The organism is Halioxenophilus aromaticivorans, assembly GCF_042850945.1.
Classification (GTDB): Bacteria; Pseudomonadota; Gammaproteobacteria; order Pseudomonadales; family Cellvibrionaceae; genus Halioxenophilus; species Halioxenophilus aromaticivorans.
In genome coordinates this window covers 3072084-3088653 of sequence record NZ_AP031496.1, presented here as the reverse complement: position 1 = coordinate 3088653, position 16570 = coordinate 3072084, and the positions used below count along the sequence as shown (strand labels likewise).

The following is a 16570-nucleotide window of genomic DNA, read 5'->3' as shown; positions in this document are numbered from 1 at the left end:
AAAAGACGCTGCCGTCGTTTCGTCCAATTGGGATTCCGCAGCGTTGGCGCAGCAACGCTCGCAAACGGGTTCTGGGTAATCGAATTTATTTTCGCCGTTGGTTTTTTACGATGGCTTCAAGCCTGCTATCGAAACGTTCGCCCAGGCTGACAATTTTAACTTTATCGTCTGCAAACAGGTTTACTAACTGCTGAAGTCGGTATTCACCGGCTTTTCGTCCGAGCCTGTCGGTGAACAAGTATTTATCTGACGACGGCATTTTAAGCGATAGCTTTTGCAGCTCTGGCTCCAGGTTTTTAAATTTAACCCAGGCGCCAAGTTGTAGGTTTGCCGCGGTAATCTGAAAGCTGGCGATCTCTTCATCGCTTTTGCTGCCAGCTTGCTCAGTGGTAGTTGGATGGTGTATTTCGGCGGCCTGGGCTTTTTGATCCTGAGACAGGCGGTTTATGTCTGCGTCGATTTTGGCCAGGGATTCATCCGTTTGGCGGCGCAACTCTTCGGTGTTTTCGTCGTCGCAGTGGTGGCTGCTGCTCCCATCATCGAGCAAAGCCTCCTGGCTGCTGTCATTTCGGTTGTTCGCATTCTGGCTTTGTGAACCAAGTTCAGAATTTGCAGGCTCGGCTGGCGCTTTTATTTGAGTGACGGATTTCTCATACAAAGATCGCTCTTGTTTTAAAAAACCCTGGACCAGAGTCGATAGCGCACCTAGAAAATTTGGCACTAATACCAGTTGTCTTGCCGCCATCATAAGCTGCAGTTCGTCTGCGCTTAGCGTCAACGTGATCTTGCCGTAGTAATCGGTGCAGTGCGCAAGGGATTGATGATGGTCTAAGTGGAACAGTTTAAATGTCAAAGGCGTGTCATTATCGCAGTGGTACTCAAACCATTGACCACATTCGATGGTTACGCAATCAAATGAATCAACGGAACTAGACACTTTAACCTGGCCAACATTGCTTGCCACCGTTATGGGGCTAAAACCCTGCAGCGGTTCTAGGCGCAGTTGTACGCACTCCACCATGGATTGGACGATCTGTTCGTACATTGTTAGGTACTGTGGGCTGCCGGGTAATGTTGTTAGGTCTGGCGTACTGAATTGCTCTATGATCCCTGGAGCGGCCTTAATGGCGGCTTGTTGATTCTCCACGCAGCCAGTTGGGTCGGCTAGTTGGCAATACACCGTGCACAGATCGTCCAATGCGTAAAGCCAGTACTCCAATTGGGTTGTTTCGCCAGTGGTTGCCTCAATTGCCGCCAGGTCACCGACTAACGTCTCCTTGATAAAGTCGTTTAGCCAGGCTGGCAGTATGGAGCCGCTGAGTCTGGTGTTGACTTGCTGTGCAATGGCACAGCGCGCTGCGGTGATTTTATTGAGATTAACCAAGCTCTCTAATTGGCGGTTTTCCAGCGCCGAGCGCCGCGTTTGCCATTGTTGACTGTAGCTCACCAGTGTTTGATGTAGCTCTTGCCAGCGTAAGTTTTCGGTGCCGGGTGGCGATCGCAAAAGCTGATCGGCATTGGCCAACAGTTTGGGAAACTCCTTACCGACCCGACCTTTATTTGGCTGCCAGCGAGCCAAATGAAAGTGCAGTTCGGCCAAGGATGCAAGCGTAGAGCAGGGCGGCTGTAAGCGGCCTTTTTTGGCCCAAACGTGCGCGGCAAAACACTTTGATAGCTGCTTTGCATCGGCTTTGAGTTGTTCGTGAGCCGAGGTTTGGTTGATCAGTGCTGATACTAGGCGCGAAAATCGCTCTTTGCTGGGACGCAGATCCGCGCGAGATCGGGTGAGAAACAGATCTGACCACTGTTGCGAGAGCGTTTTGATGTCGGTGGAGTTATCAGCCATGCAGGTTTAGCGGTTAAATTGCACAGTGTAGTTGTCACGGGGATTTTCGGCCTTTTATCAATCGAAATTCGGGCTGATCGGTTATTTCAGCTGGCCTACAGGTAGGCTATCGGCGTCATGTCGTCCGCCTGGCTAAAACGGCCAAATGTATGGCCATAATATCTGTATCTAGCTTGACGGCCAGGCAATAGAATTTTTATAACGTTCGTTTGCTCTGGTTTTTTATCCATGTCTAAGTCAAAACTCCCTGTCATCGTCGGCTTTGGCGGCTACAACGCCGCGGGTCGGGTATCATTTCATCACGCCTACCGACGAATCATCTTGGACAGCCTGGATTCTGATGCCCAATCCTCTACCGTGGCCAATTTGGCGATACTGATGGGCCTGGCACAAACCAGCGAGGACGGCAGCTTTTCCGTCGGTGGCGACACAAACCTAGCGCAAAGCCAAGTGGCCGAGCGACTGCAACAGTACGTTGAGGAAAATTCTCTGATTCGCAAAATCGACGCTGAAACTTATTTCGATGTCGACCAATTGTATTGGCAGAAAAGCGCCAATGTTGAGGCTGGCGAAGGGGGTGTCATTGCCTTTGAAATGCGCAGTCGTGATCTACCTGAGCCATTGCCAGAAGACTGGCAGGTAACCGAAATACAAGGCACTAATCGCGTCAGTGTAACCGCGCAGTCACTACAAGGGGTTAAGCTGCCGAGTTACCGTGATTTCCCTGTGAAATCCGCCGGCCAGTTGCCCAAGGGTTTTAACCCTGGTGCCCATTACAATTCTCGTTTCCATCCCCGTGCTTTGCAGATGGCGGTTGTGGGCGCGTCGGATGCCATCCGCTCTATGGGAATCGAGTGGAGCGCAGTGGCCGCTCAAGTGGCGCCGGATGAGATTGGCGTTTATTCCAGTAATATCATGGCGCAAATGGACGAATATGGCGCCGGTGGTCTGTTGCAATCGCGCCTTACTGGAGGCCGCGTTAGCACCAAGAACTTAATTCTTGGTTTAAATTCGATGACCACGGATTTTATCAACGCCTACATGATTGGCAGCGTTGGTGGCTCTGGGTCTATAACCGGTGCCTGCGCCAGTTTCTTGTATAACTTAGACACCGCCGTAGAAGAAATCCGCAGTGGCCGTAAGCGTGTGGTAATCGTAGGTGGCTGTGAAGCGCCTATTACCAGCGAAATCATCGATGGTTACAGCACCATGGGAGCGCTTGCGACTGAGGATAATCAGAAAAAAATGTATGGCGTGGACGAGGTCGATCATCGTCGCTCTAGCCGCCCGTTCTCTGAAAACTGTGGTTTTACCATAGCGGAATCCAGCCAATATATTGTGCTGATGGATGACGCTTTGGCGCTGGAGATGGGCGCCGACATTCATGCCTCGGTAGGCGATGTTTTCCTCAATGCGGATGGCTATAAAAAGTCCATTTCAGCGCCTGGTGCGGGCAACTACATTACCTTGGCCAAGGCTGTAGCCAGTGCTCGGGCAATGTTTGGTGATGATGCCGTTAAGCACAACAGTATTTTGCTCGCCCACGGCTCAAGTACACCAAAAAATCGCACCAGCGAAAGCGAGATCTTCGATCGGGTTGCCAAGGCCTTTGGTATCGAGCAATGGCCGGTAATCGCATTAAAGGCGTTCCTTGGCCACTCTTTGGCACCAGCCAGTGGAGATCAAGTGACCTGCGCCTTGGGGATGTTTAAGGAAAAAATCCTACCCGGCATCAAAACTTCAGACCGCTTGGCGGACGACATTTACGACGAGCGCTTGCAGTTGTCTTTGACCGATACATCGTTTGAAGGCGATTTGGATATTGCGTTTATTAATTCCAAAGGGTTTGGTGGTGCCAATGGCTCGGCAGTACTAATCTCGCCGCAAAAAACCGAGCAGATGCTGGAGAAGCGTTATGGCGCAGCGGCTATAGAAAAATATCGTAGCCAGCGTGAGATAGTGCGCCAGCAGGCGGCTGCCTACGACGAAAAGGCCAGCCTGGGAGACCTGCAGGTGATTTATCAATTCGGCGAAGGCATGATCGACGAAGACGCTATTGAAATAACCGACAAGGCGCTGAAATTACCCGGTTTTGAACAGGTTGTAAATCTGCAGCTGAGCAACCCTTACGAGGACATGTGCTAACTTCTGCGTAATATCTAAAACCAATCTGCTGGGCCTTTTGCAGTGGCAATTGGCCCAGGAGATATGCCGTAACCACCGCAGCCTTGCGGGTTTTATTATTCCTCAGCTTGCGCCACGATATGTTGGGCCATGGCGCTGGCCAAGTGAGAGCCCGAGCCAAAGTAATCCATAAGGCAAATATCCAGCGCTGGATTCTCGCCCATCACAGCCTCGACGATACCTGGTATGTCTCGTTGTACGTGCTTACCGCAGTTAAAAAACATAGGATAAACATCCACACCGTTTTTACCTTCTGCCGCGGCCTCTAAAATAGCGTGGGGAATCGAAGGCTCGGCTAGCTCAAGAAAAGCCCCGAACACCCCGGCATAACTGCCAGTCAATTGTGTTTTTAGCTTGTCTACTAGCTGAAGAAATTCAGCATTTGCGGCTTCAGCTCTGCTGCCGTGGGCGACGATGACCAATGATCGTTGCGTCATGATTCTGCCCCCAGTTTGCCGGCTAAAGAGGCCTGCAGGGTTCGTTCACTATTATCGCAGCTCCAACCGCCAAGGTTATCTCTGATCAACTGGGCGAGGGCGCTTATGTGATGAGGCGCGTCGTTGAGGGCAGGTATGTATTCAAACTTTTCGCCGCCGGCTTCGATAAAATACTGCCGGTTTTCGACGTCGATTTCCTCAATGGTTTCCAGGCAGTCTGCGGCAAAACCCGGGCAGAACACCTGAACCGATTTAGTGCCATCGGCGGCAAGTTGTTTTAGAGTTTCGTCGGTATAGGGCTTTAACCATTCCTCGCGGCCAAACCTCGACTGGAACGTCATCTTGTATTCTCCCTCGGATAAGCCCAAGGCTTGTGCAATCAGCCGGCTGGTTTTATGGCATTCGCAAAAATAAGGGTCACCTTTGAGCAAGTATCGTTTGGGTATACCGTGGAAAGACAACACCAAACGCTCGGCGCGTCCGTGTTGCCGCCAATGCTCTTTAATGGCGCCTGCGCAGGCGGTAATGTAGGGCGAGTAATCGTGGTAATGGCTGATAAAGCGCAGCTCTGGTAGCCATCGACGCTGGGTGAAATCCTGTGCCAATGCATCGAAGGTTGAGGCGGTGGTGGCGGCACAATATTGCGGGTACAGCGGCACCACTAAAAGCTTACGAACGCCGTCGGCTAGCATTTTCTCCACCACACTCGAAAGACTTGGATTGCCGTAGCGCATGGCCGCGTACACCGATACATCCGGGCCAAACTCTTTTTGCAATGCCGCAAGCTGCGCCAGGGTAATGGTAAGTAGTGGCGAGCCTTGTTCAGTCCACACGGTTTTGTAAGCTTGCGCAGACCGCTTAGGTCTGATTTGCAAAATAACGCCGTTAAGTACCATCCACCACAGCGCTCGTGGGAACTCAACCACCCTTGGGTCTGAAAGAAACTCTTTTAGATAGCGTTTAAGGGCGGGTTTAGTGGGCTCGTCTGGCGTGCCTAGGTTAGTAATCAATACGCCAATCTTTTCTTGGCTGGCGTGATTAAAGTCCGGCGTGTTTTTGTATTTCATGGGTTTTGCTTTGCGGTGAAAGGACTATGTGGCGTGTAGTTGCATACCTTAAGGTACTCTTTACGGGGCTTGTTTGCGTTTAGATCAATACACAAAAACACTTTACTGTCGCCCTGTTTGCAGCAGTTTAATGAGCTCAGCGATCGCCTTACTGATTTCTCGGGCCGCTTGTTGATCTCCGGCGATGGTCAGCCAGGGTTGGTCCGTGGCTGGATGCATCAGTTGGCATTGTTGCGGTTGCCGAGTACAGGAAAATTCTATGTACGGGTTAACACCGTACAGGGTTATTTTGTCTGTGGAACGCACCTCAGAGATACCGTCTGTACCTTTGGTGCGGGTAATTAGGGTCGCAGGCGCTTGCGTGGCCAGAGCGTAGCCGGGCGTGTCAGAGCCTGCTTGGTAGGTGTTCAGCATATTATTGATATGCTGCAACAGAGCCGATTGGTCGGACTTGGCGCCATACAAAAACCGTAGCTGATCCACGTAGCTGTTGGAGCGTTTGGTACCAGTCCACTCAATATTAGGATCGCTATTCGGCTCTATGGTTAATTTGCTGGAGTCCTGTTTATCTTTTAGCTGTGAAATAAGCCGCAGTGAGCTGGTGTAATATTCTGCATCCTTGCCGCTGCTTTCTATGTAGATCACAAGCGAGTCTATCGCCTCTTGGGTTCGCTCGCTGAACGACAACACCTGACCCTTAAGGAAGTAGTATTCGCTCGGCGGCGTCACTTTAAGGTCCTGTATCTGCTGTAGCGTGATCTCAGCTTGGGATATCTGATCGTCTTTGATTTGCTCCTGGGCTAATAGCATCAGTCGGTCAGCCTCAAATTCTGGGCTGAGCGCACTGACCGTGGCCGCGTAAAAGACGGTATAAAGCGTGGCGGAGAGCAAAATTCTTTTCATAGGTGGTGTGAGGACAAACATTTTAAGCCATTAGTCGACGAAGCAGTTGTCATCTTACGGTGGCAAAAAGCCCCTAAGCAAATGGCAACAGAATATTTAATGTTGTCTGGATAATTTATTGAACAACACTGATGATTAGTGCATTATTTCTTAGCATGCCACCGAATTATATACCTGAGAGTGTGGTGATAACTATATAACCCATTGATATTTGTGGTTAATTTAACAGCACGGAGAGAAATAATGCAGTTACGCGGTCAGGCCTTAATATTGGCGTTTTCCTTGTCGATGGCCTCTATCAATGTTGCGCATGCGGCGCAGGAGCCAACCAATCCAGAAAGCGCTGGCGCTGTAGCCAGCGCACCAAGTGCCGCAGAGGCTACGTTAATCAAAGAGCTTAAGCTGGAAAAGAAAATGGCTCGCCTGTCCAAGGCGATGTCTAGAAGCTCTCGCAAACCCTTGCTTCGTCGCCTAGCCGTGCGCGGTGACGGCATAGATACCACCGATTTTGAACACAAAGGTTCTGAGCTTTACGTGGCCTACGTGACCTTGGCGGGTGGGAAACAACTTGTCGAAATTAATGGCAAGGATTACGATTTAGACAACGCCACCGGAGAAGCTGAATACGTAATGTTGTTTAACAACAGCAAACCGGCTCGGCCGAAACTTACCGTCTTCAAAAAAGACTTGTTGCAATGGGTGACTTCGCCCATTTGAACAGTCGTTATACAGCGGGTTGCCAAATGGCAACCCAGTTTCACCCCTATGGTACCCTCTAAAGAATCCTCAAATGCTTCCCAGCCGGTGATACCGGTTCAGTGTCCACTTTGCCAGCAGGCCAATCCGCAACATTTTCTGACCGACGAAAAGCGAGCATACGAGCGTTGCGTGAATTGCCAGCTCGTCTGTGTGCCCAGTGACTATTGGTTGAGCTCTTCACAGGAGAGAGTGGAGTACGACCTGCACGAAAACGACCTTTCTGACGCCGGCTACCGCCGATTTCTATCGAGAATTTTTAACCCGGTGCAAAAATTGTTGCCAGACTCTGCCAGTGGTCTGGATTTCGGATGTGGGCCGGCGCCTGCGCTGGCCGACATGTTTTCTTCCGCAGGTCACAGCATGGCCCTGTACGATAAATTTTATGCTGATGACAAATCGGTGTTGGAAGCGAGTTACGACTTCGTCACCGCATCCGAAGTGGTTGAGCACCTCCAGCAGCCGAAGGATACTCTTATTCAGTTATGGCAGTGTGTTCGGCCGGGTGGATATTTGGCCATTATGACCAAACGGTGGATAAGCCAAGAGCGATTCGCAAACTGGCATTATAAAAACGACCCCACCCATGTGGTGTTCTTCCATTTGGTGACGTTTATGTGGCTCGCGGCCCACCTCAATGGCCGCCTCACGGTGTGGTCCGATGATGTGGTTATTATGCGCAAGCCTCTGGCCTCAATAGAGTAAGCTCCCGTATTTGCCAAAGATTTTTTTGCTTGCTCTGGCAAACAGCTGGAGCGCCTATTCGTGCTTAAGCAATTAAGCTTTGAATAATTTCGCTCTCACCGTGGTGCGATATTCGCTTGGTGTGGTGGCCAGCAGCTTTTTAAACAGCATGGTGAAGTGGCCCATGTCGGAATAACCCACTTTAAAAGCGATCTCGCTGATGGTTAAATTGCTTGTTTTCAGTAGATCCTTAGCGGTTTGAATCCGAATCTCTTGCAAGTATTGAAGGGGCGATTTGTTGGTGGCGGACTTAAATCGTCGATTAAAGGATCTCACGCTCATATCAAATCTATCGGCTACTTCGCTGAAGCGAACTTCCTTGTTGTAATTATCCTGCAGCCACATTTGAGCTTGTACGATGTCTTCGTCAGGGTGTTTGTTCATTTGGCCGTCGAAGTACCCTATGGCTTCGTAGGAGCGTCTAATTTCATGGGAAAAGTGGCGTTCCACGTGGCTTGCAATGTCCGTGTTATAGATCCGTTGAATAAAGTGCACTGTTAGATCCGCTAGCGCATTGATGCTTGCAGAGCAATATAGATTGGCGGATTGAGTAATGAAATACTGTCGCTTCAATATAACTTTGGGGTAGCGCTTGTGAAATTCATCGAAAAAATGCCAATGGGTAGTGGCGGCCTTTTCGTCAAGCAAGCCTGCTTCAGCAAGAAAACAAACGCCAGTACCAACGGCGCTGATAATTGCCCCATTTTGATATTGTTTCATTAACCATGGGTATATTTCAGGCAGGTTATTCAGTGCTCGAGTCGGGTTGCGCCAAAGCGCGGGTAGAAACACGATATCTGCACTGTGACTGTCGGCGAAGGTGTTGTCTGCCACAATGGGCAAGCCCGCGTGAGATTTTATTGCCCGCTGGGATTGGGCGGTAGTAGTGATTTCCAGTGTTTCAGCCTGCCTACTTTTGACTCTAGCGAAACTTTCACCGGCTTTCAGCATTTCAATGGGTAGGGTGATGCTGGAAGCCAGCATCTCTGGGTAAAGAACAAAGGTTATTTTTTGCATTGTTTTTCGTCAGCGAATGGGCTTATCGCATCAACATCGAGTGATTGAAAGTAGGCTTATATTTGCATAGCCACTAGCATAGTTTAAAGTCTTGATTCAAATGGCAGTCTAATAAGGTGAGGTGCTCGTGTCGTTGGACGTAGGGCAGCGGTTGCAATTGATACGCAAAATCAATGGTTGGTCCCAGCGGGAGTTGGCGCGCAGGGCGGGTGTAACCAACAGCGCCATCTCGCAAATGGAACAGGGCCGTATATCACCGAGCGTGGCATCCCTTAAAAAAGTACTCGATGGAATTCCCATGGGGTTGGGTGATTTTTTTAGCTTAGATTTAAGTGCCGCAGCCAATGCCTTCTATCGCAGTAATCAGATGCCGAATGTCGGAGAGGGAAGCATCACCGCGAAATTACTGGCGGCCGATAAAACTAACCGTTCGATGTCGGTAACCTGGGAATTTTATCCGCCGGAGGCAGATACGGGGGATGCGTTAATGAATAAGGCTGGCGAGTGCGCCGGAATTATCTTTGATGGCGAGCTGGAGGTTACCGTAGGAGCCCAGACACTGAGCCTACGCCAGGGCGACGGCTATTATATCGACGCCATGCAGCCACACAGGATTCGCAACAGCGGGACAATGGGTTGTATCGCGATCTCGGTGGTTATGGAAACCGGCGGCGTGGCCAGTGATGGCGTCCAGACTGGCTTTGAGACAAAGTTTAGTGATTAATTTATCTTTTGTGTTGTACGGGGCAGATTACTGTGGCACAATCTGCCCCGCTTTTCAGATAGGCCAAATTGATTTGCAAAAATAATTAGCCAAATCAAATGCTTATAGGCTATCTGTTCGGTTAGCGGACGTGGTGAAATTGGTAGACACGCCAGATTTAGGTTCTGGTGCCGCAAGGTGTGAGAGTTCGAGTCTCTCCGTCCGCACCATTAATGAAGCACTTGTACGCCGCCCCAATAGGGGGTTCTGGCGGACTTTCCCATTCTTGTCATCGTGCCCTCGAATCTCTGGCTAGACCCCGTTGGTTAGGGCATGGCGACGTCAACAGATGATTAGAGGATCAACATGCAGGTCTCTATAGAAACCACCTCCGGCCTTGAGCGCCGTATGACAGTAGGCATTCCCGCGGCTGACTTCGATAGCGAAGTAAATAAACGTCTGCAGGAAGCTGCTAAAACTATCCGCATCAACGGTTTCCGTAAAGGCAAGGTTCCTCTTAAAGTGGTCAAGCAGCGCTATGGTGCTGGTGTTCGCCAAGAAGTTATGGGTGACATGATCAATCGTACCTTCCAGGACGCTGTCTCCGAGAAAGAAGTGCGTCCCGCCGGTCAGCCAGCCATTGAGCCTCTAGAGAGCAAAGAAGGCCAAGACTTCGAATATGTGGCTACCTTTGAAGTGTATCCAGAGGTTGAGCTGAAAGAGACGGCTGGTTTCGACATTGAAAAGCTAATAGCTGATGTGGGCACTGAAGATGTCGATAAGATGATCGATATCCTGCGTAAGCAGCAAGCCGAGTGGGTAGAAGTTGAGCGTGCCGCTGCCGATGGTGACAAGGTCAACATCGATTATAAAGGCACTAAAGACGGTGAGGTCTTCGAAGGTGGCAGTGCTGAGAAGCAAGATTTGGTGCTGGGCTCCGGCCGTATGATTGACGGCTTCGAAGCTGGCGTCGAAGGCTTAAAAGCAGGCGATTCCAAGACTTTAGCGCTGACCTTCCCAGAAGATTACCACTCAGAAGACCTTAAAGGCGCTGCAGTGGAGTTTGAGGTGACTGTTAACTCTGTTTCCGAGCAGGAGTTGCCAGAGCTAAACGCGGAGCTTTACAAGAAGTTCGGTATCGATACCGAGACTGAAGATGAATTCCGCGACGAAGTTCAGAAAAACATGGAGCGCGAGCTCAAAAATGCAGTGAAGACTCAGGCCAAGACGCAAGTCATGGACAAGTTGATCGACGCTAATGAAGTCGAGCTGCCCAGTGCTTTAGTGGCAGGTGAGATCGATGCTCTGCGCGGTCAAATGGCCCAGCAATTCGGTGCCCAGGCCCAGCAGTTAGATCTTAAAGGCATTTTGCCAGACGAAATGTTTGAGGAGCAAGCTAAGCGCCGTGTGTCCCTGGGATTGATCGTGGGCGAGATCGTCAAGCAAAAAGAGATCAAAGTGGACGGCGATAAGGTTCGCGCCATGGTTGAAGAAATTGCTTCTACCTACCAAGAGCCAGAAGAAGTTGTTACTTATTACTACAGCAATCAGCAGTTGCTGGCTGGTGTAGAGTCTGCCGTGTTGGAAGATCAGGTGGTAGAGGCCATTCTAGCGGATGCCAATGTTACTGAAACACAGTCCAACTACGAAGATGTTATCAAGGCTGCCCAAGGCAACCAGGGCGAGCAGTAAACCCCCTAACAGAGTTAGTACAGTGTTGCTCGAAATGTAACCATATTGTATTAAAACTATCAAAAACGTCGCGAAAGCGGCGTTTTTTTTTCCTGCCGTCGCGTCAGTACTGGCGTATCACCCGAACTCACGTTAAGCTCAATTGCTGAGTGGCTTATATTTGTTTTGCCATAGGCGACAGTTGGCATCATTTAAGCTAATAGCTGGGTCTTAGCCGAAAAAATGTCACCAATGTACCAGTTGGTGCGAGTGAACCATTTTTCTGCTAACACGTAACTGTCTTTTGAATGCACTTGAAGTTAAGTTGAGTAATCTATGTCTAATTCTATGTTTGATGATTTTGGTCCTGGTTCTGTGGTTAACTCCGGACTTGTTCCAATGGTTATTGAGCAAACCGCAAGGGGAGAGCGCTCCTTTGACATCTATTCCCGTCTGCTAAAAGAGCGCATTATCTTTTTGGTTGGGCAGGTTGAAGATCACATGGCCAACCTTGTTGTCGCTCAGCTGTTATTCCTGGAAGCTGAAAACCCCGATAAAGATATTCACCTCTATATCAACAGCCCTGGCGGTTCAGTGACTGCGGGTTTGTCCATCTATGACACCATGCAGTTCATCAAACCCGATGTGAGCACTATGTGTATCGGCCAAGCCGCCAGTATGGGTGCGTTTTTGCTGACCGCGGGAGCCAAAGGAAAACGCTACTGTTTGCCGAACGCGCGGACCATGATCCACCAGCCAAGTGGTGGTGCCCAGGGTCAGGCATCGGATATCCATATTCAAGCTCAAGAAATCCTTAAGATTCGGGCTCGTCTAAACGAGGTAATGGCGCAGCACACCGGCCAAAGCGTCGAGCAAATCGCTCTGGACACCGAACGTGACAATTTCATGACCGCTCAGCAATCTATGGAATACGGCCTAATCGATAAGGTGTTGACCTCCCGCAGCGGGGAATAGCGCCGACTATCAGTACACTTCGACCAGTCGCCGTAGTAAGGGGTGACGGTCGTCAGGTAGAAGCCGGCGTCACTTGTGATGAATAGACCGGCTATTCACAATTGAACTCTGATTTGTGCCACTAATTTGGGCAGCTATACTTGCAAAATGGGTGCAAAGCTAGCATCTTAGTAAAGCACAGCAGAAAAATGGAGTGACTTAATGTCTGATCAAGGCAACGATAAAGGGGATCAGAACGGCAAGCTTTTGTATTGTTCGTTTTGTGGTAAAAGCCAGCATGAAGTGCGCAAGTTGATTGCAGGCCCATCCGTCTTTATCTGTGACGAGTGTGTCGATCTGTGTAACGACATTATTCGCGAAGAAATTCAAGAGAGCAGTGCCGAAGGCGGCAACGAACGCCTGCCAACGCCTGAAGAAATCGCCAAGACCTTGGACCAATACGTTATTGGTCAAAAGCGTGCTAAAAAAGTACTGTCTGTAGCGGTTTACAACCATTACAAGCGACTGCGCATTGGCAGCGATGGCAAAAAGGGTAAAGACGAAGTCGAGCTCGGTAAGAGTAATATTTTGCTAGTAGGGCCAACCGGTAGCGGTAAGACCTTACTCGCCGAGACATTGGCGCGGCTGCTAAACGTACCGTTTACCATCGCTGATGCTACGACCCTGACAGAAGCCGGCTACGTTGGTGAAGACGTTGAAAATATCATACAAAAGCTGTTGCAGAAGTGTGATTACGATGTCGACAAGGCGCAGCAAGGTATCGTTTATATTGACGAAATCGATAAGATCTCGCGCAAATCCGACAATCCTTCTATAACTCGTGATGTGTCCGGGGAGGGTGTGCAGCAAGCGCTGTTGAAGTTGATTGAGGGTACCGTTGCTTCGGTTCCACCACAGGGAGGACGCAAGCATCCTCAACAAGAATTCCTGCAAGTCGACACTTCTAACATTTTGTTCATTTGCGGTGGTGCATTTGCTGGCTTAGATCGTATCATCCTAGATCGCTCTGAGAAGGGCGGTATCGGCTTTGGCGCTGACGTTAAAAGCAAGGATGACAAGAAGAACTTTGGCGAAGCGTTGAAAGAGCTCGAAGCGGAAGACCTGGTTAAGTACGGTTTGATTCCAGAGTTCGTTGGTCGCTTACCTGTTATTGCAACCTTGGAAGAGCTAAATAAAGAAGCCTTGGTTCAAATTCTTACCGAGCCTAAGAACGCCCTCACTAAGCAGTACACTAAGTTGTTTAGTATGGAAGGGGTAGAGATTGACTTCCGCCCTGAGGCACTGGATGCTGTAGCGCAGAAAGCGATGGAGCGAAGAACTGGTGCACGCGGCCTACGGTCTATCATGGAAAACGTACTATTAGACACCATGTACGAGATACCATCCGCCGATAATGTCGTTAAGGTTGTTATTGATGAGAGTGTCATCAATGGTGAGTCGGAACCGCTTCTTGTTTACGAAAATTCCAACGCTCAGAAAGCAATTTCCGACGAATAACCCGTCTCTTCAGCTACCCGCGGCCCTCTCTAGATCCACAGAGAGGGCTTTGGTACCCCCATAATAAGTGAATTTTGTCCCCAAACTGTGCTAGTGGCTTGTATTTCTACGTACAGACCCCAACTTTCCATCTATGAATATCCCAGCGCGTCTGCAATGGCCCGCTAAACCAATGTGAGGCAATGTATAGCATGGCATCTGACAGTAACGAATCCGCCATCCATGGCTTACCGCTGTTGCCGCTCCGTGACGTGGTTATTTACCCCCATATGGTCATCCCGTTATTCGTGGGGCGAGAAAAGTCGATCCAAGCGTTAGAGCAGGCGATGGCGTCAGATAAGCAGGTGTTGTTGCTGGCGCAAAAGAACGCATCTGATGATGATCCTACACCAGACCGACTATTTGAGATCGGTACTGTGTCTTCGGTGCTGCAACTTCTGAAATTACCCGATGGTACCGTAAAGGTGTTGGTCGAAGGTGGTGAGCGCGCAAAAGTGCTGTCCGTTGACGGCGATGACGCTTACTACAAAGCTGATGTTGAAATACTGGCCCAAGAAGAAATCCCCGCGCGCGAAAGTGATGTGCTGGTTAAGACAGCAATGTCGCAATTTGAGCAGTATGTAAACCTCAGTAAAAAAGTCCCTGCGGAAGTGATGACCTCACTATCCGGCATTGATGAGCCGGGCAGGCTGGCGGACACCATTGTGGCCCATATGTCCCTGGATCTTGTGCAAAAGCAAGAGATACTGGAGATGGTCAGCGTGCGAGATCGTCTAGAGCATATTCTAGGCTTGATAGAAGCGGAGATTGACTTATTTCAGGTTGAAAAACGTATCCGTGGCCGTGTTAAAAAGCAGATGGAAAAGAGTCAGCGTGAGTACTATTTGAATGAGCAGATGAAAGCCATTCAAAAAGAGCTGGGTGATTTAAGCGAAGAGCCCAACGAGATGGAAGATCTCGAGCAAAAAATCGCCGACGCCGGCATGCCAGAAGAAGCTGAGCGCAAAACTCGCACCGAGTTGGGTAAGCTCAAAATGATGTCTCCGATGTCCGCTGAGGCTTCGGTGGTTCGCTCTTATATTGAGTGGATGGTTAACGTTCCCTGGAAGAAACGCAGCAAGGTTCGTAACGATTTGCAGCGCGCAGAGGAAATTCTGGAGCGCGATCACTACGGCTTGGAAGAAGTTAAAGCCCGCATCTTGGAATATTTAGCCGTGCAAAAGCGGGTTAAGAAAATAAAGGGCCCAGTATTGTGTCTGGTGGGTCCTCCGGGTGTCGGTAAGACGTCTCTTGGTGAATCTATCGCCCGAGCAACCAACCGAAAGTTCGTCCGCATGGCCCTGGGTGGTGTGCGCGACGAAGCTGAAATTCGCGGTCATCGCCGTACTTACATCGGTTCTTTACCGGGTAAGTTGGTTCAAAAAATGTCCAAGGTTGGTGTTAAAAATCCTCTGTTTTTGTTAGATGAAATCGACAAGATGGGCATGGACCATCGCGGCGATCCAGCCTCCGCCTTGCTGGAGGTTTTGGACCCTGAGCAAAATAACAGCTTTAACGACCACTACCTGGAAGTCGATTACGATCTTTCAGACGTGATGTTCATTTGTACTTCAAACTCCATGAATATTCCCGGCCCTTTGTTGGATCGTATGGAGGTTATTCGTATACCTGGCTACACCGAAGACGAAAAAGTGGCTATCTCCACTAAGTATTTATTGCCTAAACAAGTAGAGCGTAACGGCCTCAAAGCCAAAGAGATAGACCTCTCGGAAGACGCTATCAGGGATATTATACGTTATTACACCCGAGAGGCTGGGGTGCGTGGCCTGGATCGTGAAATTGCCAAGGTTTGTCGTAAAGTAGTTACGCAACACGTCAAAGAAAAAGACAGCGCAAAGGCCGAAATCGATAGCGATGTTTTGGAGAAATACCTAGGCGTTCGTCGCTTTGATTACGGTATTGCAGAGCAAGAAAACCAAATCGGCCAGGTGACAGGCTTGGCTTGGACTCAAGTTGGTGGTGAGTTGTTAACCATCGAAGCCGCTGCTTTAAAAGGTAAGGGCCGTATGGTAAAAACCGGCTCGCTGGGCGACGTAATGCAGGAGTCCATTCAGGCAGCTATGACAGTTGTCCGGTCACGAGCGCAAGTACTTGGTATCGCGCCTGATTATTCCGAAAAGACCGATTTACACATTCACGTGCCAGAGGGGGCTACGCCAAAGGATGGTCCCAGTGCCGGTGTTGGAATGTGCACGGCTCTGGTGAGTGTGTTAACCGATATTCCGGTGCGGGCTGATGTGGCCATGACCGGTGAGATCACCTTACGCGGCGAAGTGTTGCGAATAGGTGGTCTCAAAGAAAAGCTGTTGGCTGCACACCGGGGTGGTATTAAAACTGTGCTGATCCCGGCTGACAACGAGCGCGATCTTAAAGAGATTCCGGAAAACATCAAAGAAGCGCTTACCATAAAGCCAGTAAAATGGATTGATCAAGTGCTAGAGGTGGCCCTAACACATATGCCGGAGCCATTTTCGGACGAAGAATATCGTGATTTACTGGAGCGTGCCGAAGCCGGCGTGAGCGGCCAGCAGGCTAGACACTGAGCCAAGCTTAAAAGCACAAATAAGACGGGGGCAACTTAGCCCCTGGGCGAAATGTACAGTTTGGGTAGTTGAGCGTTGGGTCTTTTTTCACTTGTTCGATCGATCAATCAAAAAAAGCCCATCAAAGTTTATCCAAACTAACGACGAAGGTTGCATTGAATTGTATT

Annotated in this window: 13 protein-coding genes and 1 tRNA gene; 9 read left to right on the top strand and 5 right to left on the bottom strand. The window is 49.7% G+C overall.

What is annotated here, in order from left to right:
- Window positions 1-85: 85 nt before the first annotated feature.
- Window positions 86-1846 (bottom strand): DUF1631 family protein, encoded by a 1761-nt coding sequence (locus ACGHM3_RS13465; protein ID WP_345415610.1) that lies wholly within the window; start codon window positions 1844-1846, stop codon window positions 86-88.
- A gap of 228 nt (window positions 1847-2074) precedes the next feature.
- Here ACGHM3_RS13465 and ACGHM3_RS13460 point away from each other — a divergent pair, with 228 nt between their 5' ends.
- Entirely contained in the window at window positions 2075-3991 is a 1917-nt protein-coding gene (locus ACGHM3_RS13460; protein WP_345415613.1) for a beta-ketoacyl synthase N-terminal-like domain-containing protein, read from the top strand.
- 95 nt (window positions 3992-4086) lie between these two features.
- On the opposite strand, the gene ACGHM3_RS13455 is transcribed toward ACGHM3_RS13460, so the two are convergent.
- The 3 genes from ACGHM3_RS13455 to ACGHM3_RS13445 all read right to left on the bottom strand — a co-directional run bounded on the left by ACGHM3_RS13455 (window position 4087) and on the right by ACGHM3_RS13445 (window position 6437).
- Window positions 4087-4467: a CbiX/SirB N-terminal domain-containing protein gene (locus ACGHM3_RS13455; RefSeq protein WP_345415618.1), complete on the bottom strand. Its 381-nt coding sequence runs from the start codon at window positions 4465-4467 to the stop codon at window positions 4087-4089.
- Complete coding sequence (hemH, locus tag ACGHM3_RS13450) at window positions 4464-5534, bottom strand: ferrochelatase (protein WP_345415621.1); 1071 nt, start codon at window positions 5532-5534, stop codon at window positions 4464-4466. Before hemH ends, ACGHM3_RS13455 begins: the two co-directional genes overlap by 4 nt.
- Window positions 5535-5636: 102 nt before the next feature.
- Window positions 5637-6437: a hypothetical protein gene (locus tag ACGHM3_RS13445; protein WP_345415624.1), complete on the bottom strand. Its 801-nt coding sequence runs from the start codon at window positions 6435-6437 to the stop codon at window positions 5637-5639.
- 243 nt (window positions 6438-6680) lie between these two features.
- On the opposite strand from ACGHM3_RS13445, the gene ACGHM3_RS13440 reads away from it, so the two are divergent.
- Window positions 6681-7154, top strand: a complete 474-nt coding sequence (locus ACGHM3_RS13440; RefSeq protein WP_345415627.1) for a hypothetical protein — start codon at window positions 6681-6683, stop codon at window positions 7152-7154.
- A 171-nt stretch (window positions 7155-7325) separates the two neighbouring features.
- Window positions 7326-7898 carry a class I SAM-dependent methyltransferase gene (locus ACGHM3_RS13435; RefSeq protein WP_345415630.1) on the top strand — a complete coding sequence of 191 codons (573 nt, stop codon included), beginning with the start codon at window positions 7326-7328 and terminating at the stop codon, window positions 7896-7898.
- A gap of 72 nt (window positions 7899-7970) precedes the next feature.
- On the opposite strand, the gene ACGHM3_RS13430 is transcribed toward ACGHM3_RS13435, so the two are convergent.
- Window positions 7971-8954, bottom strand: coding sequence for a helix-turn-helix domain-containing protein (locus ACGHM3_RS13430; RefSeq protein ID WP_345415632.1), 984 nt, complete (start codon window positions 8952-8954; stop codon window positions 7971-7973).
- 127 nt (window positions 8955-9081) lie between these two features.
- Here ACGHM3_RS13430 and ACGHM3_RS13425 point away from each other — a divergent pair, with 127 nt between their 5' ends.
- From ACGHM3_RS13425 to lon, 6 genes are all read left to right on the top strand, one after another.
- Window positions 9082-9678, top strand: a complete 597-nt coding sequence (locus ACGHM3_RS13425; RefSeq protein ID WP_345415635.1) for a helix-turn-helix domain-containing protein — start codon at window positions 9082-9084, stop codon at window positions 9676-9678.
- Window positions 9679-9802: 124 nt separating this feature from the next.
- Window positions 9803-9887 (top strand) — tRNA-Leu (locus ACGHM3_RS13420).
- 136 nt (window positions 9888-10023) lie between these two features.
- Window positions 10024-11349, top strand: a complete 1326-nt coding sequence (gene tig, locus ACGHM3_RS13415; protein WP_345415638.1) for a trigger factor — start codon at window positions 10024-10026, stop codon at window positions 11347-11349.
- 315 nt (window positions 11350-11664) lie between these two features.
- Window positions 11665-12303, top strand: coding sequence for an ATP-dependent Clp endopeptidase proteolytic subunit ClpP (gene clpP, locus ACGHM3_RS13410; RefSeq protein ID WP_345415641.1), 639 nt, complete (start codon window positions 11665-11667; stop codon window positions 12301-12303).
- A 201-nt stretch (window positions 12304-12504) separates the two neighbouring features.
- On the top strand, window positions 12505-13800 hold the full coding sequence (clpX, locus tag ACGHM3_RS13405) for an ATP-dependent Clp protease ATP-binding subunit ClpX (RefSeq protein WP_345415645.1): 1296 nt from the start codon (window positions 12505-12507) through the stop codon (window positions 13798-13800).
- Between the two features lie 191 nt (window positions 13801-13991).
- Complete coding sequence (gene lon / locus ACGHM3_RS13400; RefSeq protein WP_345415648.1) at window positions 13992-16403, top strand: endopeptidase La; 2412 nt, start codon at window positions 13992-13994, stop codon at window positions 16401-16403.
- Window positions 16404-16570: the final 167 nt, after the last annotated feature.

Coding starts and splice junctions, on each gene's coding strand:
- ACGHM3_RS13465 (WP_345415610.1), bottom strand. CDS start 1,846: ATGGCTGATAACTCCACCGACATCAAAACGCTCTCGCAACAGTGGTCA.
- ACGHM3_RS13460 (WP_345415613.1), top strand. CDS start 2,075: ATGTCTAAGTCAAAACTCCCTGTCATCGTCGGCTTTGGCGGCTACAAC.
- ACGHM3_RS13455 (WP_345415618.1), bottom strand. CDS start 4,467: ATGACGCAACGATCATTGGTCATCGTCGCCCACGGCAGCAGAGCTGAA.
- hemH (WP_345415621.1), bottom strand. CDS start 5,534: ATGAAATACAAAAACACGCCGGACTTTAATCACGCCAGCCAAGAAAAG.
- ACGHM3_RS13445 (WP_345415624.1), bottom strand. CDS start 6,437: ATGAAAAGAATTTTGCTCTCCGCCACGCTTTATACCGTCTTTTACGCG.
- ACGHM3_RS13440 (WP_345415627.1), top strand. CDS start 6,681: ATGCAGTTACGCGGTCAGGCCTTAATATTGGCGTTTTCCTTGTCGATG.
- ACGHM3_RS13430 (WP_345415632.1), bottom strand. CDS start 8,954: ATGCAAAAAATAACCTTTGTTCTTTACCCAGAGATGCTGGCTTCCAGC.
- tig (WP_345415638.1), top strand. CDS start 10,024: ATGCAGGTCTCTATAGAAACCACCTCCGGCCTTGAGCGCCGTATGACA.
- clpP (WP_345415641.1), top strand. CDS start 11,665: ATGTCTAATTCTATGTTTGATGATTTTGGTCCTGGTTCTGTGGTTAAC.
- clpX (WP_345415645.1), top strand. CDS start 12,505: ATGTCTGATCAAGGCAACGATAAAGGGGATCAGAACGGCAAGCTTTTG.
- lon (WP_345415648.1), top strand. CDS start 13,992: ATGGCATCTGACAGTAACGAATCCGCCATCCATGGCTTACCGCTGTTG.